The following is a 19,741-nucleotide window of genomic DNA, read 5'->3' as shown; positions in this document are numbered from 1 at the left end:
ACTCTTTCATAAGCTGAGACTCCATAGGTGTTCCGTCTAGGTAGTTCTTATGTAGGTGTTTAGGGGGCATTTTTGCCCTGTCGGATTGTGTTGTATTTGCCCTGTCGAACACGGTGGATTCTCAATCGAGCGCCATCCGTGTGCTGCAGCGTAATCCAGAACGGCTTCAAGCCTCATTCTGGCCTTGGCCGCAGTCTCGGGCTTGGATGTCCAAACGGGTTTGAGCAATTTCAGGACGTGCGCGGTGTCGATCTCCGAAACAGGAACACACCTGATCGACTTACTGAATTGTGTCAGCGTGTGCTGCCATTGCCAACGTGTCTTTTCGTTGGACCAGTTCCCATACTTGGCAACCAGGAATTCATCGGCAACATCACCAGATGTTCGCCCCGTCTCCCGGTCGCGGTCTCGTTCGGTCTTAGGATTACGTTTTGCAGTGAGATGACGCCTGGCTTCAAAAGCTGCATCGCGGGCAGTAGCAAGCGAAACGGTCGGATAAGGACCAAGTCCCATTTCATTCTCTGTGCCATTCCTGACCCAACGAAATACCCAAGACTTGGACAGTGTGGGAGAGACGCGTAAATAAAGCCCGCCACCATCCGAATAGCGACCCTTTTTATTGATGTTCTTAACTTCAACTGCTGAAAGTTTGTTTGTCGTCCGAGCCAAAAGGCTTTCCCACTATGATTCCCACTTTGAAGCGGGAATAATAGCGCACAGACACGCACAGGGTTTTGTCTCTGACAAGCGGCACCACTCTTCCCAAAAGTTTGATTTGACGCGCCGATCCCGACGCCGCGGCTAACTTTTTCCAGTCAGACACAACTGCGCATCCATTCCTGCTGCGAGGTTCGATGGAACCGATTCGACCGCTCTGCATTGAGATAGAGCGCCGCAACCACGTATTGAAGACAATCACCCATGAATTCCTCATCGACAGAGGCAAGTCATCCTCCACGCGGCCGTATGGCTTCATCACCCGGCGTCATACCGGCGAGAGGATGGAAAGACATAGTTTTACGCGTCTACAGCGAGCTCGTTGAAGACCGCTTGATGCTTATCGCAGCGGGGATCACGTTCTACCTGCTGCTCGCCCTCGTGCCAGCGCTTACGGCGCTGGTTTCGATATTCAGTCTTTTCTCGGACCCGCAATCGCTTCGCGAATTCACGCTGTTCTTTAACGGCGTCGCGCCAACCGCAGCGCTGGACATCATCGACGAACAACTCAACCGACTGACTTCCCATAACGAATCGGCTTTGAGTTTCGCCTTTGTGGCATCCGTGGGACTGGCGCTCTGGAGCACCAATTCCGGCATGAAGGCACTTTTCGACGGGGTCAACGTCGCCTACGACGAAACGGAAAGCAGAAGCTTTATCAGATACACGTTGACGTCGATGACTTTCACATTCGGTCTCGTCGCCGGGTTGATCGCCTCGATAGCCCTGCTTGGCCTACTGCCGCTGGTGCTCGAATATGTGGGGCTGCAGAAGGGGGCGGATCTGGCGATCCGCATCGCCGGGCTCCTTGTCGTTCTTGTTTTAATGTCGATCTCCATTTCAATGCTCTACCGCTGGGGACCGAGCCGGGCGGACGCCCAGTGGAGGTGGATTACTCCGGGAATGATCGTCTCCATGATCGGGATCACGATCGTGTCCCTGGCGTTTTCGTTCTACGTCGCCAATTTCGGCTCCTACGACGCCACCTACGGTTCGCTCGGCGCCATCATCGGCTTCATGACCTGGATATGGATTTCAACGATCGTGCTGCTGGTCGGCGCGGAGCTCAACGCCGAGGTCGAGCACCAGACCCTTGTCGATTCAACGACAGGCGCCGAGCAGCCGATGGGCGAAAGGGGCGCGGTCGTGGCGGATACTGTCGGCGTGTCGGCAAATGGCACAACGCCTTCGTATCAGCAGTTCGAGGTTTCACCGGCCGCAGAAAGCGGGAGCGATGGACCCCGAAAGGGCATTTCAACCAACCAGTTGCTGTTCGCTTACCTTGTTCTTGGCGCCTGGTGGCTCTCCACCCGCAAGAACTGACAGTCTCTTCATCAGCCTGTTCGAAATGAACGCTCACACCCTGGCTGACCATGTGAGCAGGCTCAATACGGATTTTTCGCCGTCCGGTCCTCCGAAAGCGATTGCTGACGCCGCGCGACCAGCAATTCGATCGCATCGGCCAGATGTTCCTCGGCGATGTTGTAGTCGCCGCGCGCGACGCGGATCTTGTGCGCCTCGATCATCACATCGGCATGGCTGCAGCCGAAGACCGGTTCGAACCGGTAGGACGCGAGTTCGATCAGAAGTCCCAGCGGATCCTCGAAATATATCGAATCCATGAACCCGCGATCCTTCGGGCCTGAATGCTTTATGCCGCGCTCGTCGAGGCGCTGAACTGCCTGGCGGAAGGTCGCCTGGCTGACTGAAAAGGCCAGATGATGCACGGCGCCCTGCCTGGTCGAGGTCCGCGACCTATCGGGCTTGCGGGCCTCGTTGGTGAACACGGTGATGAGGCGGCCGTCGCCAGGATCGAAATAAAGATGGCTCTCGCCGGGATTGTCGAGATTGGGTTGTTCGAAGACAAATGGCATGCCCAGCACGCCTTCCCAGAAATCGATCGACGTCCGCCGATCCGCCCCAACGAGGGTAATGTGATGGACTCCCGGGCTCTGCAGCTTTCGCAAACGGCCGTTATCAGACATTGACGCCTCCCGCTTTGCGCCGGCCAGCAACCGGCTTCCGTCGGTCAACTATAGCCGGGCGGTCGCAAGGCAACAGGCGATATCGGATAAAAACCATGGTCCTATCGAACACACCGGAACTCCCTGTCCTGCGCTACGGAAAATCCGCCGTTCTCGTCCATCCCGTGGCGTTTGAAGACTACACAGGGCGCCAGTTCACCGCTGGCGGACGTCAATCGAATTGAAATTGCCGCTTGCCCCGCTATTCTTGGCTGAAAGCCAGGGTGGAGATTTTTCAAAATGCGGATTCTGTTTACAGGCGGAGCAGGCAAGGCTGGCCGTCACGTGATTCCATATCTGCTTGCGCAGGGCCATGTCGTATTGAATGTCGATCTGCTGCCGCTGGACCATCCCGATGTTGAAAACCGGCTGGCGGACATCACCGACGCCGGCCAAATATTCGACGCCCTTTCAAGCTACGCAAGTCTCGGCGAACTGGACGCGGGCGCGGGCGTACCGAAATTTGACGCCGTTGTTCACTTCGCGGCAGTGCCGCGCATCCTGATCAGGCCCGACAATGAATGCTACCGCGTCAACACGATCGGAACATACAACGTCATCGACGCCGCCGTGAAACTCGGCATTCGCAAGATCGTCTTCGCGTCCTCCGAAACTACCTACGGCGTGTGCTTTGCCGATGGAGAACGGAAACCGGAATACCTGCCGATCGACGAGGAGCATCCGACCACGCCCGAGGACAGTTACGCCATGTCCAAGGTCGTCAACGAAGTGACTGCGCGCAGTTTCCAGCAAAGATCCGGTTTCGACATATACGGTTTGCGGATAAACAATGTGATCGAACCGCATGAATACGAGCAGAATTTTCCCGCCTATCTGGAGAACCCGGCTCTCAGGCGGCGAAACATATTCGCCTATATCGACGCGCGGGATCTGGGCCAGATGGTGGACCGGTGCCTGAAGACGGACGGATTGGGTTTCCAGATATTCAACGTCTCGAACGACGATCATTCCGTCTCCCTGACCACGGGCGAGATCATCGAAAGGTTCTATCAGGGCGTGCCCCTGAAGCGGGAAATGGGTAAAAACGAGACGTTCTATGCGAACGCCAAAGCCCGGGATCTGCTGGGCTTCTCCCCCGAACACAGCTGGCGCGCCTGTCTGAACAGATAAAGCGCCGACACTGGCGCTCTTATTCAAATGCACCTAGGATTGTCCGGCGAAATCAGCAATCGGGGAGTCGGGAGAATGGATCAGGTCGCAGACCATCGGTCCTACCTGCTCGGCGACACAGAAAGCGCCGTCTACCGTTACCGCCTCTTCAACAGGGTGCATGAACCTGCAACACGCGACCGAATGGCGACCCTCAACATCGCGCCGGACGCGCATGTGCTGGAAGTCGGCTGCGGCATTGGCGAAACCGCCTGTCTGTTCGCCACAGAGCTTGTGCCTGCTGGACATGTGGTCGCCTTCGACCGGGCGCCCGAACTGGTCGAGACAGCGAGACAGACAGCTTTGGAACGCGAGATCGACAATATCACCTTTGTCTGCTCCGACGCCGCTGAGTTCGATTTCGGATCGGAACGGTTCGATCTCGCACACACCCGTTTTGTCCTCTCCTACCTGAATGGCGCCGCCGAGATCGTTGGCAAGATATTCGGCGCAATGAAAAAGGGCGGTCTGTTTTTCGGCGAGGAGATCGTTCAAAGCTACGTTCTTGTCGGCGAGACCGCTGCCTATGAACCCTTTGGCAAATGGTTCGGGCAGTTGATCGAGGCCGGCGGCGGACAGGCCGACTACGGGCTCAGGCAATTGCCCGCGGACGTGCTTGCATCGGGGTTCACGGATATGCGGGCGACCGCCCACTGGCCACTCGAGGATCAGTCGTTAATCGTGGAGATGGTTGGTCTCGCGCTTGCTAGCGAAATGAAACACAACCTGACGAGGCTCGGTATAGCAAGCGAAGCGGAGATCGACGCGGCGGTCGCTGCGCTGAACGCAACCCACCGCAATTTCACCGTAAGCCCGGCCATGGTGGCGCAGATCATCGGTCGGAAGCCCTGAATCAAGCGGCTCGCACTCAACTATTGCCGGGAGGACACCGGGCGACAGGCATTCTTTTTTAGAAAGATCCGCCTAGCGCACGCATCTGACCTCCTGGTCCGGAGGCACGGAAAATTTGCCGTTCTCGTCCATTGTGTAACCCTTGAGGGCCATGCAGGAGGCCAGTTCACCACAGGACGGACCGCTGTAAACATTCAGACCGCCGCCATACAGCCCGTAACCGCCATAGGAGTTCGTGATGGTCTTGACTTCCCTGAGGCACTGATAGCGAGCCTCGAGGAACTGTCGCTGGGTGCCGGGTCCGCTATAGGTCGACGGCACGCATGACGTAAGCACAAGAACCGCCGCCATGCCGACGATGACATTGAGTATGGTCTTCACGGCAGACTCCATATCTGCAACCGATTCCAGACACATCTCACAATTTGCGGTCGGTTTCAATTTTTCATGACTGGTTGACGCAGGTTTTCCAGCAAGGTGACAGGTTGACCGGCTTTCACCGCTATTCTCTCTGCGGATTCTCGCAGGTCCGACTTCGGTCTGCGCGCTTGGCCGGAGGCGGAACTGACTGTAGACAGTAGGCAAAGCAAATCCGCAAGGGAGGTCTGAAGTCATGACAGTCGCCGTCACCGAACCGCTCGCATCCTTCGTGGCCGACCTTCGCTACGATGATCTACCGGGCGAATGCACCGAAAGAGCAAAACATCTGCTGCTCGATCTGGCCGGCTCCATTGTCCGGGCCGGTAGCGAAGCCGATTCCACGGCCGTTCTGCAAGCCACGCTGGCGACGGTTGGTCTCGACGGGCCTGGCGAAGCTTCCGTCGTCGGGCAAAACTGGCGGCTTGCGCCGCCCGTAGCCGCCCTCGTCAACGGCATGCTCGGTCATTCGCTTGATTTCGACGACACCCATGCGGCAAGCTCGCTTCATCCTTCGGCTCCCGTCGTTGCGGCTGCGCTTGCGGTGGCCGAGCAGACCGGCGCCAGCGGGCGCGACGTTTTGACGGCGATCATAGCCGGCTATGAAGTCGCCTGCCGTCTTGGCAATGCGCTTGATCCGACGTCGCACTACGCACGCGGCTTTCACCCGACGGCGACCGCCGGAACCTTCGGCGCCGCGGCGGCCGCCGGCAAGCTCTACGGCCTCGACTCCGCGGGCGTCGCCGCAGCCTTTGGCGTAGCAGGAAGCCAGGCTGCCGGTTCGCTGCAGTTTCTTGCCAACGGCGCCTGGAACAAGCGATGGCAGGTCGGCGAAGCAGCCATGAACGGCGTGCTTTCCGCGGCGCTCGCCAAAAACGGTTTCATCGCGTCCACCGAACCGATCGAAGGCGGCGCCGGCTTGCTGAAGGGCTATACGGACGACCCGCACCCCGAAAAGGCCGTGGCCGATCTCGGAACCATATGGGAGACCATGCATATCGGCATGAAGCCCTATCCAAGTTGCCGCTACACCCATGCGGCGCTCGACGCGCTTGCGCATCTCCGCGACTCCGAGGCGCTGGACGCATCCGATTTCGAGCAAGTCACGATCGGCCTTCATCGCAACGGCATTACGCTGACGGCCGAATCTCTGCCGGAAAAGCGGCGGGTGCGCAGCATTGTCGCCGGACAATTCTCCATGCCGTTCACGGCCGCCGTCATGATCGACCAGGGCCGTTTTGGCTGGGACGACTATCGCCGTATCGGCGATCCCGCGCTCGACGCCATATCGGACCGGATCGACGTTCGGCGCGACGAGAGCCTGGAAGGTCTTGACCATCCCTTCGGCGCGACGGTCAGCGCAGACACGTCGAAAGGCCGTTTCGACTTCAGGGTCGAGGATCCTCCGGGCGAACCGAAGACCTTTCCCGACACCGCCGGCATCCGGGCAAAATTCTTGAGCCTCGCCGAACCGGTGCTCGGCGCAGGCGCCGCGCGGCTCGCCGACGACATTTTGTCGCTCGACGGCCGCAATTCACTCTCCGGCGGACTGTAGGCGAAGACCACACGGGACCAATCAGGACCGACGCAAGCTCATACGTCTGAACAGGTCATCCCTCAGGACATACTGGTGGTACAATGCCGCAGCGATATGGGCGACGAGCAACGCCAGCAACACGAAGGCGCCGGCGCCGTGCGGACCGCGCGGCAGAAACTGGTCAAAATCGGGCAACGGACCTGAGATCAGGCCGAACAGTACTGGCCCTGCTCCGGACAGAACCATCATGCCGACGCCGCTCGCCAGCATGCCGAGCGGGATAATGACGAGAAGAATGTGAACGCCGCGGGAAATGGCGCCCTTGACGCCTTCGGTATTCGGCGCCGCGTCCGGTTTCTTGTCGGCAAGCCACCACCAACCGATACGGACCAGTGTGAGCAGGCCGGCGGCAAGACCGCACGCGACGTGGACGCGAAGCGCAGCATAGGCTTCGGCGCCGATCTGGTCGGCGGCGACGCCCGATGCAAGGGCGATTACAATGAACAGGGCAATAGACCAGTGCAGCGCGATGGCCACTGCGCCATAGGCCGCGGGCGTACTCTTGATCGTCATATTTGCTCTCCTGACCGGCGCCCATACCTGCAACGCCATCATTAATATAGCATGCTATATATCATTGCATAGCCTGCTATACAAGAGTAGCTGAGACGGTATGGAATTCGACAAGTCCAAATCGGCCGGTTACCTGACCAACCATCTTGCGCGACTGTTCGCATCCGAATTGCAAAACGCCATTCGTCATCTGGAGATTGCGCCGGCGCAGTTCATGACGATGCTGGAACTGTGGCGCGAAGACGGCCAGACCCAGAAAGCACTGGTGAAAAAGCTGGATGTCGAACAGGCGACAATGGCCAATACGCTTACGCGCATGGAGCGCGACGGCCTGATCCGGCGCAAGCCCAACCCGACCGATGCGCGCTCGCAGCAGATCTGGCTGACGCAGAAGGCGAAGAAGCTGGAGGGCCCGGCGACTGAAGCGGCGGGATCGATCAACAATATTGCGCTTGCCGATCTGTCAGAAGCGGACAGGGCGCAATTTCTCGACCTGATGCGCCGCGTCATTGCCACGCTGCAGCCGGAGACCCGCGATGCCTGACGAAAACGATCGCGCGCCGATCAGGGCGCTGCTTCCGAAAAAAGGCGGACACCAGTTCGTCCTTTACGGAGACAGCTGTTCAGGGGTTCCCGGCGCGCCGCACGAACATACGCTGGCGCGGGTCAATCGCGTCGTGTCGCACATCGCCCCGAAGCCGGACTTCATCATCTATCCCGGCGACGAGGTCATGGGACTGACAAGCGACGAGGCGGAGTTGCGCCGGCAATGGGCCTATTTCCTGGACACGGAAATGGCGTGGCTCGATCCCGACATACCCGTCTATCACTCGACCGGAAACCACACGACCTACAGCACAATGAGCGAACGGGTCTTCGCCGACGTGCTGTCTCACCTGCCGCGCAACGGCGCCGCAGGCCAGAACGGCCTCAGCTATTTCGTGAGGCGCGACGATCTTCTGATCGTCTTCGTCCACACGCTGTCGCAAGCCATGGGCGGCGAAGGCCACGTTGAAACGTCCTGGCTCGACGCGACGCTCGCGGCAAATGACGACGCGTGCTGGAAACTCGTCGTCGGCCATCACCCCGCCTTTCCGGCCAACGGCTATGAAGGCCCCTATCAGCGCACCATCGGCGACGATTATGTCGAAGCGTTCTGGAACATTCTGAAGCGACACGACGTCTTTGCCTATCTGTGCAGCCATTTGCTGTTGTTCGACGCACAGGTCCATGACGGAATTCTGCAGATCCTGACCGCCGGATCAGGCACCGCCTGCCGCATGCCGGAGGAAATCGAATATCTGCATTGCGTCCAGGCCGCGCTCGACAATGACGGATTGCGATACCAGGTGATTGACGATGAAGGCCGGATTCGCGAAAGGCTCACCTGGCCGCTTCAGCTTCCGCCGTCCGACGGGTGGTGCCTGCTGGCGGAAGGCGAGATGACCGCGCCGCTACAAGGATATCAGAAGGCGGCGGCTACAACGCCTGCAATCCTGTGCTTTCGCTTCTGCGGACGCACTAAGGAAACCGGCGGACCAAAGCAGACGTTCCTTGCAGCGCTGGACGCGGCGACGGGAACGGAACCGGTCTGGATCGGGCTCACCGGCAAACGTCAGCAACTGACGGTTATCCTGCAGCCTTATCCGAATAACAGCCCGCATTACTGGTTTGGCCCGGACATAGGTCCGGGTTCCGGGTTCGACCTGCAATTGATGCTTCACGGAGGCATGGGTCCGGGCGGGCTCCTGTGGCGACAGGGCGACGACGCCAGGTGGTCGTCGCTCAAAAACCGATCCGCCACCGGCGTTGAAGTGATCAACTGGCCGGACAACTGGCATATCGGCCACGGACAGGAAAACGAAGACAGACCTTTTGCCGGCAGAGAACTCGCTTTACGCTGTCATTTTCAGAATCAGGAAGACGCTGTCACGCCATGAGCATCGAATATCTCGTCACCTCTCTTGTCGTCGTCCTGCTGCCCGGCGCGGGCGTCCTCTATACGCTCGCCGTCGGCCTCGGCCGCGGATTCCGGCCGAGCGTCATCGCGGCCTTCGGCTGCACGCTGGGGATCGTGCCGCACATGTTGGCGAGTATAGTGGGCCTTGCCGCCATCCTTCACGCCAGCGCGCTGGCCTTTCAGGTCGTCAAATACATTGGCGTCATCTATCTGTTCTACATGGCGTGGAACATCGTGCGGGAGGGCGGCGCGCTGCAGGTCTCGGCCGATCGCCAGCAGATCCCTGCCTTGCGCATCATCCGCAACGGCGTCCTGCTGAACGTGTTGAACCCGAAACTGTCGCTCTTCTTCCTCGCCTTCCTGCCGCAGTTCATTCCGCCAGGAACGCTTCATCCCACGCCTGTGCTTCTGTGGCTGGCGCTGATCTTCATGGCGCTGACATTCGTGATCTTTGTCTGCTATGCCGCCTGCGCTTCGCTTGCGCGAGACTATGTCATCGCGCGTCCGCGGGTGATGCTGTGGCTGAGACGTTCCTTCGCGGCCTCTTTCGGACTGCTGGGACTACGACTGGCCTTCTCCGACCGGTAATACCCCCAAGCCTATTTCGGGTCGTCGCTCCTGCTGCTTCTGAGGCCATGCTGCTTGTTGGGCGAGACCCGCTCCATGTCCAGCGGACCAGCAAGTTCGCCAAGCACGATGAGAACGCGCCGCAGCATGCCGTTCTCGTCTCCCGGCATCCCTTCCTCGAGGGCGACGTCCTCTTCGGTCGCATCATATTCCCACTGGCGGAGGATCGCGATCTTCTCCGCTTTCGAATAGTCCGGATGGCCTGGCACGTTTTCCGGCTCGCCGAAAACAGCCGCCGGATCGAGCAAAGCCGCCTTCATCCGATCGTCGCGTTCCGGTTTTTCTTCACTGCTGGTCATGACGCCGCCGCCCTTTCAGGAATCCCATCTCAGTAAAATAGCACGGATTCCGGCCTTTACGGCATTGCTCAGAACAGACCGATCTTGCGGAACAGCCATATTTCGAAAAGACCGATCACCACGAGGACCGCGCAAACGATGGCAAAGGCCCAATGGTCGTTCAAGCCTGGCATGCCGCCGACATTGATGCCCAGCAACCCGGTCAGCAGACTGAGCGGCAGGAACAGAGCCGCGACGACAGAGAGCACCAGCATCTGGCGGTTCATGCGTTCCGCCCGATTGTCCATGACCTGATCGTGCACAACCTGCGCCCGGTCGCGAATGGCGTCGAGTTCCTCGCCAAGACGCATCATGCGTTCGGCCGCTTCACGAATGCGGCTGCGGTCCCGCAGGCTCAGCCATTCTATGTCCTCGATCTCCAGCGTCGACAGGGCGTCACGCTGGGGGAACATGTAACGGCGCAAAACGATGGCCGTCCGCCGGACGTTGGCCAGAAGCGGCCTTGAGACCTCGTCGATATCGTCGAGAACCTGTTCCTCGATATCGTCAATCTGTTCGTTGAGTTCCGAAACCGTCGGATCGATGCGATCGGCAAGCCGCAAGGCCAGCCGCGAAACAAGATCGCCGGGCGAGGTCGGCGCCCTTTCGGCTTCGATCGCTTCAATCAGATCGCGAATGGCGGCGAGCGGCCGCCAGCCAAGGCTGATCACATCGCTATCCTCGATCCATAGCCTGATGTCGATCATGTCTTCCGGTTCTTCACCCGGATCAATATTGATGCCGCGCAGATTGAGGAGGACGCCGTTTTCATGGAGCGTGCAGCGTGGGCGCGTCTCCGCCGCTGTCAGCGCCTCGAAAACATGAAGGTCTATCCCGCATTTCCTCAACCACCGCAACGCCTTCTCGTTCATACGATTGAGATGCACCCAGGTGAATGCGCCCGGAGCGCTGGTATCGGCCTTATCAAGTTCGTCCAGCGTCAATCGTGTGCCGTGACCAGTTCCATCGAACAGGAAAACCGTGCTGCCTGGCACTTCGGTTTTGCGTTTGGATGATTTTGCTTTGTCCGCCATGGGCGCCAATGTGGCTCGTAATCAACAGATTGTCATTGCGTTTTTACTGCAAACAAAAGAACCGATCGGCAAATCGACTCGTTTCTGGACGATGGCATAGAGCGCGACGGTCCGTCCATTCCGGAATGCAGCCGTCACGTGAGAAACCCGGATCCAATATCGATGACCCCATTCACAACCCCTGCAAACCGTAATGAATCGGAAGCATTTTATAGCCGGCTTCCGGTTAATGACGCCTTCGACACAATGAGCCGGATAAAGAGTTATACGTCCCTGCCGGCCGAGTGGATAGTCGGCGTCGCGGATGTTGTCGGCTCAACCGGAGAAATCGAAAAAGGCCGCTACAAGGTTGTCAATACAGTCGGAGCCGCTGTCATTTCCGCGCAGATAAACGCCGCCGGCGCGCTGCGCTTCCCTTATGTTTTCGGAGGCGACGGCGCAGCCTTTGCGCTGCCGGCAAGTTATAAAGACAGCGCCGAGAAGGCGCTTTCCGCTGTTATCCGCTGGGCGCAGGAAGAGTTCGATCTCGAAATGCGCGGCGCAGTCATTCCCGTATCATTGATCCGGGACAACGGACTGGACGTCGCCGTCGCCCGCTATCGCGCCTCAAAGGGCGTGGACTATGCGATGTTCGCAGGCGGCGGCCTGGCGTGGGCGGATCGTCAGATGAAGGAAGGCAGGTTCCGCCTGGAAGCCTCTCCCGCCGGCGTGCGCCCGGACTTGACGGGACTGTCCTGCCGCTGGACACCGATCCGCGCACAGAAAGGCAGCATACTTTCGCTGCTGGTGCTGCCAGAGAAAGACGCCGACGCCGAGGAATTGACGCGACTCTATCGCGCTATCGTCGCAATCGAGGAAAGTCTCGAGCGCGCCGGACACCCGGTTCCCGAAAGCGGCCCCGGCTATCGCTGGCCGCCCGAAGGGCTCGATCTGGAGGTTGCCGCGACACGGGGAAATACAACCTTCGCCGTCCACAAGATGAAGCTTCTCGCCGCGACATTCATCGCGCTGGTCTTTTTCAAGACCGGCTGGAAAGCCGGCGCCTTCGATCCCAGGGAGTATGTCGAGGTGACCGCCGCCAATGCGGATTTCCGCAAATTCGACGACGGCCTCAAGATGACGATCGACTGCGACGCAGAAACCCAGGCGCAACTGATCGCGCTGCTTGCAAAGGCCTCCGAGGCCGGCCTTGTCCGATACGGCCTGTCCGAACAGCCGGAAGCGATCATGACCTGCATCGTGCCTTCCGTGACCCGCAATGACCATGTGCATTTCGTGGACGGCGCCGGCGGCGGATATACGCGCGCCGCAAGCCTGATGAAAGCCATGGCCGCAGTCGCCTCATAATCGCGCCAAGAGCGTTGCCGTTTCGGCAATCACTATAACGAAAAATAGTTCTTTATTCGAACACAACTCAGAGTCATTCTTTCCATTCGCCTGTCCGGCACGCCCGCATTCCGCAACAAGACAGGCATTCAAAAAAGAGGTTGGAACATGAATGATCTGAAACTGAACCGTCGCAGCCTGCTTGCAGGTATGGGCGCAATTGGGGGATTGGCGACCGCGCAGAGCCTTATCAGCGTATTGCCTGCACAGGCGTCCGATATGAAGACCGTGCGCATGCAGCTCGGCTGGCTTGCCTCCAACGGCATCCTGGGTGAAGTCGTCGCCCAGTCCAAAGGCTTTTACAAGGAAGAGGGCGTCGAACTCGAAGTCATTCCGGGCGGACCAAACGTCGACGGCGTTGGCGGCGTAGCAGCCGGCCAGTCCACGCTGGGCCAGACATCGTCCAGCCCCTCCGTCATGCTCGCGCGTTCGGCCGGTATCCCGATCAAGGCGTTCGCCGCGGGCTACCAGAAGCACCCATTCACATATTTCTCGCTGGAAGCGAATGCGATCCGCGAACCGAAGGACATGGTCGGAAAGACGATCGCTACACAACCGACCGCCTATATCCTGCTGCGGGCGCTGCTCGCAAAGAACGGCATTTCCGAAGACGACGTCACGATCGTCAACATGGGTTCGGACATGAACCAGTTGATAACGGGACAGGCCCAGGCCGTGACCGGCTGGCTGACGAACGCCAACGCTCTCAAGGTTCTGGGCGACGACCGCGTCGACCTGATGCTCTGGGACACCGGCATCCAGCTCTACGCCAACGTCTATTTCGCAACAGACGACTCACTGGCGAATGACGCCGATACTCTGGCCAGCTTCCTGCGCGGCTCCGCCCGCGGCTGGGGATACGCCAGGGAGAATCCGGAAGAAGCCGTGGACATCCTCGTCGGCACCTATCCGAATCTGGACAAGCCCAGCGAAATGGACGCCGTCGAGGGCGTCATCGGTTTCAACTTCAATGACGTCACGGCCAAGGAAGGCTGGGGCGCCATGACCAAGGAAAATTGGCAGGAGCAGATCGAAACCTACGCGTCGCTCGAGCAGTTCAAGGGCGATGTTCCGACCGTCGATGATGTGATGACGCTGGCGATCCTCGACGCTACGGCCGAGACTCGCAAGAAAGTCGGATAATCGACATGGCGACCATGCACGCAGTCAAGGATGCTGTTTCCGCGGAAGCGGAAACAGCCTTCGCAGTGCGCGTTGACGGACTGGACGTAACCTTCGGTGAAGGCGAAACAGCCGTGACCGCGCTCCGGGACGTCAACGTCGACATCCCCGAAGGCGCACTGGTGACCATGCTCGGACCTTCCGGCTGCGGAAAGTCCACCCTGCTGCGTGCGATCGCCGATCTCGTCCCGGCCTCCCGGGGCGAAATCAAGGTGCATGGGCGCACGCCGGAAGAAGCCCGAAAGGAGCGCGATTTCGCCTTTGTCTTCCAGGACGCAACGCTGTTGCCCTGGCGTAGCGCGATCGACAATGTGCGCCTACCGCTTGAAGTCGGAAAACCAGGGCCTGCCCATGCGGATCCGATGGAGTTGCTTGAGCTCGTCGGGCTGAAGGGTCGAGAAAACGCTCTTCCCGGCGAGCTCTCCGGTGGCATGCGCCAGCGCGTCGCAATCGCCCGGGCGCTGGTCACGCGGCCGAGAATCCTCTTGATGGACGAACCGTTCGGCGCTCTGGACGAGATCACCCGCGACAAGCTCAACGAAGAACTGTTGCGTATCTGGAACGAGACCGGGACGACGATCCTTTTCGTCACCCATTCGATTCCCGAAGCCGTGTTTCTGGGCCAAAAGGTGCTGTTGCTCGCCGCGCATCCCGGCCGCGTCAAGGAATACATGCCGGTCGACCTTCCCTATCCGCGCCAGCTGCCGGTTCGCGATACTGTGGAATTCATCAAGATCACCGCGCATCTGCGCAAGATGCTCGAGGAGTGCTGACAATGGCCGATATCGCACAGAGCCAGGCCAGTACAAGCAACAAATCCAGTTCCGCGTGGCTTGCCAGAAACAGAGACAGGCTTCTCCCGCTTGCTGCGGCGGCCGGACTGATTCTTCTATGGCAGCTCGTTGTTTGGGGTTTTTCCGTTCCGACGTACATGGCGCCGAGCCCGATGCAGGTGCTTAACGCCTTCGTAGAGGACGCCGCGACGCTTTGGACCAATTTCTGGCCGACCCTGTTTGAGGCGGCACTCGGTTTCATCGCCGGCAATGTGGTGGCGATTGTGCTCGCCGTACTATTCGTCTACAGCCAGACGACGGAGAAGGCCTTCTACCCGATCGCCGTCTTCATCAACACCATACCCATCATCGCCATTGCTCCGATCCTCGTTCTGATTTTCGGCAACGGGCTGACGCCGAAGATCATCATCGCGGCGCTGATCTGCTTCTTCCCGACGCTGGTCAACATGGTTCGCGGGCTGAAGGCGGTCAATCCGGCGACGCTCGACCTGATGCGTGTCCTGTCGGCAAGCGAAGCAGAAATCTTCTGGAAGGTCCGCCTTCAAAGTTCCCTGCCCTTCCTTTTTGCGGCGCTCAAGATCGCCAGCACGACGTGCGTCATAGGCGCGATCGTGGCCGAATGGATCGGTTCGAACTTCGGACTGGGCGCCCTGATCATTGAAGCAACCTACAATTTCCGGGCGCCGCTTCTCTATGCGACGGTCTTCACCTGCTCGCTGCTTGCCGTGTTCCTGTTCGCCATGGTGAGCTTTGCCGAACGTCGCATGATCAAATGGAAAACGCCGGCCGTTCATTAAGCCGGCGTCCCGAACAACCGCTACAGAACCAGACTCGCCACAGCCCCCGGAGGTCAAGATGGAAGACATAATCATTCAGGAAACGCCGCGCGCCGCAAAGGTCGTCGACCGCTCCGAAGTGGTCGTGGTTGGCGGTGGTCCCGCCGGCATATCGGCTGCGGTTTCGGCTGCGCGCAACGGCGCCAGCGTCACGCTTCTGGAACGCTACAATCACCTGGGCGGTCTCGCCTCCGGCGGCATGGTGCTGTTGCTGGACGACATGCACAACGATCTGGAAATCACCGTGCAGGGGATCTGCATGGAAATGATCGAGCGCATGGAAAAGATGGGGCTGTGCGTGGCGCCGCCAGAACGCGACCGCCAGCCCGACGTCCGGGAAACCCAGCAGATGTGGGAGAAATGGTCGCGCTGGGGCGTGTTCGACTTTCACACCCATTCCATGCCGCACCCGGTCTGCTATTCCGCCGCCTTTGATCCGGACGGCTACAAGCGCGCGGCGAATGCCGTCATCCAGGAATCCGGCGTTAAATTGCGGCTGCATTCCTGGTTTTCCTCCTCGATCATCGAGGACGGCGCGATCAAGGGCGTCGTCGTCGAATCCAAGGAAGGCCGCCAGGCGATCATGGGCGACGTCGTCATCGACACGACCGGCGACCTCGACGTCGCAGCCAGCGCCGGCGCGCGCTTCCAGGAAGGCTCCTTCATTCTCACCCCGGTCTCGCGATGGGGCGGCGTCGACACAGACAAGGCCGAACGCTTCCAGTACGAGAACGTGGAAGAATTCGCCAAACTCGACCACGAGGCAAAGCGCATTATCGGCGGCTGCTGGAACTACTGGTGGCTGAAAACGCCGTTGCCGGGCGTGGTCTGGCTCAACTGCCCGCATATTCCGAAGCTCGATGGCCTGAAAGTGAACGATCTGACAGGCGTGGAGTTCGAGGGACGCCGCAGAATGGAAGAATTGCTGGCCTTCGCCCGCAAGAACTTGCCTGGCTTCGAAAGCGCCTATGTGGTGGATTTCGCGCCGCAGACCGGCGTGCGCCAGACGCGCCTGCTCGAGGGCGAATATGTGGTGACGAAGGACGACGTGATGAGCCGCCGGCATTTCCCCGACACGGTGTGCCGCGGCCGAGACTATTACACGCCCTATCGCGCCATGGTGCCGAAGGATATCGAACAGTTGCTGGTGGCCGGCCGGCATTATTCCGCGACGCCTCAGGCGCAAAAATCCAGCCGAGAAATCCCGCCATGCATGGCCATGGGCGAAGCCGCCGGCGTGGCGGCCACCGTTGCGCTCAACGCCGGAACGTCCGTCCGCAAAGCCGATATCCGGGCGATCCAGAAGCAGATGCGCGCCCAGGGCGCGGATCCGGGCGACGTCCCCTCGACCAACGCCGGCATGCAGGAGGCCGCAGAATGACCCCATTGCCACTCGACGGGATCCGGGTGATCGACTTCACGCAGGTCATGCTTGGCCCCAGCTGCACGCAGATGGTCGCCGACTACGGCGCCGAGGTCATCAAGATCGAGAAGCAAAAGATAGGCGATCTGTCGCGCTGGTCGCTTGGCTCCGACCCGGATGGCCTCAACAATCCGGTCTTCAGTTCGCTCAACCGCAACAAGAAGAGCGTCGCGGTCGACCTGAAGAGCGAGACGGTTCGCCAGCAGATTCTGGAACTGATCGACAGCGCCGACGTCGTGGTCAACAATTTTCGGCCTGGCGTGATGGAGCGCATGGGTTTCGGCTATGAAGACCTGAAGACACGCAATCCCCGTCTGATCTACGCCGTTGGCACCGGCTACGGGATCGACGGCCCCTACCGCCACAAAGGCGGGCAGGACGTGCTCGCCCAGGCGATGTCCGGCGCAATGGCGCGCAAGGCGGACCCGACCCATCCAACGGCGATCTATGCGACAACGCTGTGCGACTATTCCGCCGGGATGCACCTTTTCCAGGGGATTCTTCTGGCGATCCTGCAACGAGAGAAGACCGGACGGGGCCAGATCCTCTCCGTCAGCCTCTATTCGTCGATGATCGCCATGCAGATGCAGGAAGCCGCCGTCCACATGATGCGCGGCAAGGACCTGAACTGGGCGGCGTTTCCTCTGACCGGCGTATTCGAGACGACTGACCGTCCTGTCGCGATGGTCGGCGCCTTCAAGGAAAATCCGTTGCGCGACATCTGCGAAGCGCTGGAAATCGACGACCTGTCGAAAAACGAACGCTACGCCAATTTCGACGTACAGATGGAGCATCGTCCGGAACTGCAGGCAATCTTCAGGGAGCGTTTCGCCCAGGAATCATCCGCGCACTGGATCGAAAGGCTGGAAGGCGTCGACATCCTGTGCTCGAAGGTCATGACATTGCCTGAAGCGCTGGAAGACGAACAGACAATCGTCAACGGTCTGATCCTGGAAGCCGGCGAAACACCGGCTGGACCGGTCCGTCTTATCGGATCGCCGATCGACATGTCGGACGCAAAAGTCACGGTGCGGCTGAAGCCTCCGAAACTCGGCGAGCACAATGACGAATACCTTTCCCGGCAGGATGATTTGGCAGAGGCAAAGGCGTCATGAGCGTCCTTTTTTCGGTAGAGGACGGCGTCGCCCGCGTGACGCTCAACCGGCCAGACCGGCTTAACGCCGTGGACGCCGCAACCGCAGCGGAGCTGGAGGCGATATGGGATGATCTGGAAAGCCGGTCGGACGTTTATTGCGTGGTCATAACCGGCGCCGGCGAGAAGGCTTTCTGCGCTGGAGCGGACATGAAGGGATCCGGATCCTCGGGACTGGAATACTGGGCGGAGACGCGTCCGAACGGCTTCGGAGGGCTGAGCTTTCGCACAAGCCTGGATATTCCGGTGATTGCCCGCGTCAACGGCTACGCGCTGGGCGGTGGTTTCGAGATGGTGATGGGCTGCGATATCGTCGTCGCATCGAAAACGGCCCGTTTCGGACTGCCGGAAGCACGCGTCGGCCGCATGCCGCTCGACGGCGGCATGGTGCTCCTTCAGCGCAAGATCCCGCACAATCTCGCCATGGGGATCATGCTCGCCGGCCGGCAGGTTTCGGCCGAAGAACTCCACCGCTACGGCCTAGTCAATGAAATAACCGAACCCGAAGCGCTCGACGACGCGGTCGACGCCTGGGTCAAGGACATTCTCGCCGGCGCGCCGCTGTCGCTGCGCGCCATCAAGCAAACGGTCAACCGTACGGCGCATCTGACGCCTGCGGAAGCGCAGGCGCTGAAGACGCCGGCGCTGGTTGCAGCGCTTACCAGCGAAGATGCGGAAGAAGGCGTCGCGGCCTTCCGCGAGAAACGCGCGCCCGTGTGGCGCGGTCGTTGAGGCGGATCAGCCCCGCTTCCAATTCCCGGCCTCCGGAACTAACGTGAACGCAGAGGCCGATTCATGCACGCAGCCATTCTCAGATACTTCGCGACAGTCGCGCGGTCAGGTTCGATCCGCAAGGCCTCGGAAGAACTGCATGTCGCGACATCGGCTCTGAGCCGGCAGATCCAGAAACTGGAAAACGAGCTTGGCGCACCGCTTTTCGAACGGTTGCCGAAAGGCCTGCGTCTGACGCGCGCGGGCGAGATCGTGCTTGCCCACGCCGACCGCACCCTGCAGGAATTCGATGTTCTGAAAGGCGAACTCGGCGCGCTGAAAGGCATGAAAACCGGCCAGGTGCGTATCGCCTGCCTCGACAGTCTGCTTGTGCATTTTCTGCCGGCTGAAATCCGCAAATTCCACAGAGCCCATCCCGGGGTCAATTTTCGCGTGCAAACCGGCGCGCATGGCCGGGTGACAAGCCTGGTGGCCGATGGAGAGGCGGATTTCGCGATCACGTTCAATATCTCGCCGCCCGACGACATGAAGCTCATCCACGACATCGCCACGCCTCTCAAGGCCATGGTCGCGAAAGATCATCCGTTGGCGCGTTTGCCGGCCGTGACCCTGAGCGAGTGCGCGCAGTACAACCTGCTTCTCCAGCTCGATACGGAGCCGATCCGTTCCCTGATCGAGGTTGAGCTGTCCGTGCTTCACCGCAGCGGACGCAACTTCGTGACAAGCAACCACATCATGCTGCTGCGACAATTGGTGAAAGACGGACTTGGCGTCGCCTTCTACACGCCGATCGGCCTGGTCGAGGAACTAAACTCCGGCGAGATCGTCGGAGTGCCGCTCAAGGGCACGCGTCTGGACGCATTGCGGCTCGGCATTCTCGTTCCGAAACGCCGACAAATGACCCGCGCTTCCCTCGCCATGATCGAGCAAATGGGCGCCTCGCTGGCTCAACTCGAAAAATCCGTTCCCTGATCAGGCGCCTCAGA

The 19,741-nt window shown here is 59.9% G+C and carries 22 protein-coding genes; 16 read left to right on the top strand and 6 right to left on the bottom strand.

Annotation, left to right across the window (positions count from 1 at the left end):
- Nucleotides 1-36: 36 nt before the first annotated feature.
- The gene (locus tag AAFN47_RS10205) at nucleotides 37-669 is read right to left on the bottom strand and encodes a tyrosine-type recombinase/integrase (RefSeq protein WP_499809117.1); all 633 of its coding nucleotides are present in this window, start codon (nucleotides 667-669) and stop codon (nucleotides 37-39) included.
- A 297-nt stretch (nucleotides 670-966) separates the two neighbouring features.
- On the opposite strand from AAFN47_RS10205, the gene AAFN47_RS10200 reads away from it, so the two are divergent.
- Nucleotides 967-2,040, top strand: coding sequence for a YihY/virulence factor BrkB family protein (locus AAFN47_RS10200; RefSeq protein WP_499809116.1), 1,074 nt, complete (start codon nucleotides 967-969; stop codon nucleotides 2,038-2,040).
- A 62-nt stretch (nucleotides 2,041-2,102) separates the two neighbouring features.
- Here AAFN47_RS10200 and AAFN47_RS10195 read toward each other — a convergent pair whose 3' ends face one another.
- The gene (locus AAFN47_RS10195; RefSeq protein ID WP_499809284.1) at nucleotides 2,103-2,684 is read right to left on the bottom strand and encodes a VOC family protein; all 582 of its coding nucleotides are present in this window, start codon (nucleotides 2,682-2,684) and stop codon (nucleotides 2,103-2,105) included.
- Between the two features lie 113 nt (nucleotides 2,685-2,797).
- On the opposite strand from AAFN47_RS10195, the gene AAFN47_RS10190 reads away from it, so the two are divergent.
- The 3 genes from AAFN47_RS10190 (at nucleotide 2,798) to AAFN47_RS10180 (ending at nucleotide 4,763) form a co-directional block, all read left to right on the top strand.
- Nucleotides 2,798-2,926, top strand: a complete 129-nt coding sequence (locus AAFN47_RS10190) for a hypothetical protein (RefSeq protein WP_499809115.1) — start codon at nucleotides 2,798-2,800, stop codon at nucleotides 2,924-2,926.
- Between the two features lie 55 nt (nucleotides 2,927-2,981).
- Nucleotides 2,982-3,872: an NAD-dependent epimerase/dehydratase family protein gene (locus AAFN47_RS10185; protein ID WP_499809114.1), complete on the top strand. Its 891-nt coding sequence runs from the start codon at nucleotides 2,982-2,984 to the stop codon at nucleotides 3,870-3,872.
- Nucleotides 3,873-3,947: 75 nt separating this feature from the next.
- The gene (locus tag AAFN47_RS10180) at nucleotides 3,948-4,763 is read left to right on the top strand and encodes a class I SAM-dependent methyltransferase (protein ID WP_499809113.1); all 816 of its coding nucleotides are present in this window, start codon (nucleotides 3,948-3,950) and stop codon (nucleotides 4,761-4,763) included.
- A 72-nt stretch (nucleotides 4,764-4,835) separates the two neighbouring features.
- Here AAFN47_RS10180 and AAFN47_RS10175 read toward each other — a convergent pair whose 3' ends face one another.
- The gene (locus AAFN47_RS10175) at nucleotides 4,836-5,144 is read right to left on the bottom strand and encodes a hypothetical protein (protein WP_499809112.1); all 309 of its coding nucleotides are present in this window, start codon (nucleotides 5,142-5,144) and stop codon (nucleotides 4,836-4,838) included.
- A 232-nt stretch (nucleotides 5,145-5,376) separates the two neighbouring features.
- Here AAFN47_RS10175 and AAFN47_RS10170 point away from each other — a divergent pair, with 232 nt between their 5' ends.
- A complete protein-coding gene (locus tag AAFN47_RS10170; RefSeq protein WP_499809111.1) occupies nucleotides 5,377-6,735 on the top strand; it encodes an MmgE/PrpD family protein in 1,359 nt (452 codons plus the stop codon).
- Between the two features lie 21 nt (nucleotides 6,736-6,756).
- Here AAFN47_RS10170 and AAFN47_RS10165 read toward each other — a convergent pair whose 3' ends face one another.
- Nucleotides 6,757-7,290 (bottom strand): cytochrome b, encoded by a 534-nt coding sequence (locus tag AAFN47_RS10165; RefSeq protein WP_499809110.1) that lies wholly within the window; start codon nucleotides 7,288-7,290, stop codon nucleotides 6,757-6,759.
- Between the two features lie 100 nt (nucleotides 7,291-7,390).
- Between AAFN47_RS10165 and AAFN47_RS10160 the strand changes: the two genes are divergently transcribed.
- The 3 genes from AAFN47_RS10160 to AAFN47_RS10150 are packed head-to-tail and all read left to right on the top strand — an operon-like array spanning nucleotide 7,391 to nucleotide 9,838.
- A complete protein-coding gene (locus AAFN47_RS10160; protein WP_499809109.1) occupies nucleotides 7,391-7,834 on the top strand; it encodes a MarR family winged helix-turn-helix transcriptional regulator in 444 nt (147 codons plus the stop codon).
- Entirely contained in the window at nucleotides 7,827-9,230 is a 1,404-nt protein-coding gene (locus AAFN47_RS10155) for a metallophosphoesterase family protein (RefSeq protein ID WP_499809108.1), read from the top strand. The genes AAFN47_RS10160 and AAFN47_RS10155 overlap by 8 nt, the downstream gene beginning before the upstream one ends.
- Nucleotides 9,227-9,838, top strand: a complete 612-nt coding sequence (locus tag AAFN47_RS10150) for a LysE family translocator (protein WP_499809107.1) — start codon at nucleotides 9,227-9,229, stop codon at nucleotides 9,836-9,838. Before AAFN47_RS10155 ends, AAFN47_RS10150 begins: the two co-directional genes overlap by 4 nt.
- Nucleotides 9,839-9,849: 11 nt before the next feature.
- Here AAFN47_RS10150 and AAFN47_RS10145 read toward each other — a convergent pair whose 3' ends face one another.
- Together AAFN47_RS10145 and AAFN47_RS10140 are read right to left on the bottom strand one after the other, a co-directional pair.
- Nucleotides 9,850-10,176, bottom strand: coding sequence for a hypothetical protein (locus AAFN47_RS10145; protein WP_499809106.1), 327 nt, complete (start codon nucleotides 10,174-10,176; stop codon nucleotides 9,850-9,852).
- Between the two features lie 68 nt (nucleotides 10,177-10,244).
- A complete protein-coding gene (locus AAFN47_RS10140) occupies nucleotides 10,245-11,249 on the bottom strand; it encodes a zinc transporter ZntB (protein WP_499809105.1) in 1,005 nt (334 codons plus the stop codon).
- A gap of 162 nt (nucleotides 11,250-11,411) precedes the next feature.
- Between AAFN47_RS10140 and AAFN47_RS10135 the strand changes: the two genes are divergently transcribed.
- The 8 genes from AAFN47_RS10135 (at nucleotide 11,412) to AAFN47_RS10100 (ending at nucleotide 19,727) form a co-directional block, all read left to right on the top strand.
- Nucleotides 11,412-12,596: a DUF3095 domain-containing protein gene (locus AAFN47_RS10135; protein WP_499809104.1), complete on the top strand. Its 1,185-nt coding sequence runs from the start codon at nucleotides 11,412-11,414 to the stop codon at nucleotides 12,594-12,596.
- Nucleotides 12,597-12,743: 147 nt separating this feature from the next.
- On the top strand, nucleotides 12,744-13,778 hold the full coding sequence (locus tag AAFN47_RS10130) for an ABC transporter substrate-binding protein (protein WP_499809103.1): 1,035 nt from the start codon (nucleotides 12,744-12,746) through the stop codon (nucleotides 13,776-13,778).
- A 5-nt stretch (nucleotides 13,779-13,783) separates the two neighbouring features.
- Entirely contained in the window at nucleotides 13,784-14,590 is an 807-nt protein-coding gene (locus AAFN47_RS10125) for an ABC transporter ATP-binding protein (protein ID WP_499809102.1), read from the top strand.
- 2 nt (nucleotides 14,591-14,592) lie between these two features.
- On the top strand, nucleotides 14,593-15,408 hold the full coding sequence (locus AAFN47_RS10120) for an ABC transporter permease (RefSeq protein WP_499809101.1): 816 nt from the start codon (nucleotides 14,593-14,595) through the stop codon (nucleotides 15,406-15,408).
- 58 nt (nucleotides 15,409-15,466) lie between these two features.
- On the top strand, nucleotides 15,467-16,828 hold the full coding sequence (locus AAFN47_RS10115; protein ID WP_499809100.1) for an FAD-dependent oxidoreductase: 1,362 nt from the start codon (nucleotides 15,467-15,469) through the stop codon (nucleotides 16,826-16,828).
- Complete coding sequence (locus AAFN47_RS10110) at nucleotides 16,825-17,985, top strand: CaiB/BaiF CoA transferase family protein (protein WP_499809099.1); 1,161 nt, start codon at nucleotides 16,825-16,827, stop codon at nucleotides 17,983-17,985. Before AAFN47_RS10115 ends, AAFN47_RS10110 begins: the two co-directional genes overlap by 4 nt.
- Nucleotides 17,982-18,755, top strand: a complete 774-nt coding sequence (locus tag AAFN47_RS10105) for an enoyl-CoA hydratase-related protein (RefSeq protein ID WP_499809098.1) — start codon at nucleotides 17,982-17,984, stop codon at nucleotides 18,753-18,755. Before AAFN47_RS10110 ends, AAFN47_RS10105 begins: the two co-directional genes overlap by 4 nt.
- 63 nt (nucleotides 18,756-18,818) lie before the next feature.
- On the top strand, nucleotides 18,819-19,727 hold the full coding sequence (locus AAFN47_RS10100) for a LysR family transcriptional regulator (protein WP_499809097.1): 909 nt from the start codon (nucleotides 18,819-18,821) through the stop codon (nucleotides 19,725-19,727).
- The last annotated feature ends 14 nt before the right edge of the window (nucleotides 19,728-19,741 follow it).

Source organism: Hoeflea sp. CAU 1731, from assembly GCF_039888615.1.
GTDB lineage: Bacteria > Pseudomonadota > Alphaproteobacteria > Rhizobiales > Rhizobiaceae > Flavimaribacter.
This window is presented reverse-complemented; position numbering and strand designations above follow the sequence as displayed.

Coding starts and splice junctions, on each gene's coding strand:
- AAFN47_RS10135 (WP_499809104.1), top strand. CDS start 11,412: ATGACCCCATTCACAACCCCTGCAAACCGTAATGAATCGGAAGCATTT.
- AAFN47_RS10160 (WP_499809109.1), top strand. CDS start 7,391: ATGGAATTCGACAAGTCCAAATCGGCCGGTTACCTGACCAACCATCTT.
- AAFN47_RS10100 (WP_499809097.1), top strand. CDS start 18,819: ATGCACGCAGCCATTCTCAGATACTTCGCGACAGTCGCGCGGTCAGGT.
- AAFN47_RS10150 (WP_499809107.1), top strand. CDS start 9,227: ATGAGCATCGAATATCTCGTCACCTCTCTTGTCGTCGTCCTGCTGCCC.
- AAFN47_RS10190 (WP_499809115.1), top strand. CDS start 2,798: ATGGTCCTATCGAACACACCGGAACTCCCTGTCCTGCGCTACGGAAAA.
- AAFN47_RS10105 (WP_499809098.1), top strand. CDS start 17,982: ATGAGCGTCCTTTTTTCGGTAGAGGACGGCGTCGCCCGCGTGACGCTC.
- AAFN47_RS10145 (WP_499809106.1), bottom strand. CDS start 10,176: ATGACCAGCAGTGAAGAAAAACCGGAACGCGACGATCGGATGAAGGCG.
- AAFN47_RS10130 (WP_499809103.1), top strand. CDS start 12,744: ATGAATGATCTGAAACTGAACCGTCGCAGCCTGCTTGCAGGTATGGGC.
- AAFN47_RS10155 (WP_499809108.1), top strand. CDS start 7,827: ATGCCTGACGAAAACGATCGCGCGCCGATCAGGGCGCTGCTTCCGAAA.
- AAFN47_RS10170 (WP_499809111.1), top strand. CDS start 5,377: ATGACAGTCGCCGTCACCGAACCGCTCGCATCCTTCGTGGCCGACCTT.
- AAFN47_RS10115 (WP_499809100.1), top strand. CDS start 15,467: ATGGAAGACATAATCATTCAGGAAACGCCGCGCGCCGCAAAGGTCGTC.
- AAFN47_RS10125 (WP_499809102.1), top strand. CDS start 13,784: ATGGCGACCATGCACGCAGTCAAGGATGCTGTTTCCGCGGAAGCGGAA.
- AAFN47_RS10165 (WP_499809110.1), bottom strand. CDS start 7,290: ATGACGATCAAGAGTACGCCCGCGGCCTATGGCGCAGTGGCCATCGCG.
- AAFN47_RS10185 (WP_499809114.1), top strand. CDS start 2,982: ATGCGGATTCTGTTTACAGGCGGAGCAGGCAAGGCTGGCCGTCACGTG.
- AAFN47_RS10120 (WP_499809101.1), top strand. CDS start 14,593: ATGGCCGATATCGCACAGAGCCAGGCCAGTACAAGCAACAAATCCAGT.
- AAFN47_RS10110 (WP_499809099.1), top strand. CDS start 16,825: ATGACCCCATTGCCACTCGACGGGATCCGGGTGATCGACTTCACGCAG.
- AAFN47_RS10180 (WP_499809113.1), top strand. CDS start 3,948: ATGGATCAGGTCGCAGACCATCGGTCCTACCTGCTCGGCGACACAGAA.
- AAFN47_RS10140 (WP_499809105.1), bottom strand. CDS start 11,249: ATGGCGGACAAAGCAAAATCATCCAAACGCAAAACCGAAGTGCCAGGC.
- AAFN47_RS10200 (WP_499809116.1), top strand. CDS start 967: ATGGCTTCATCACCCGGCGTCATACCGGCGAGAGGATGGAAAGACATA.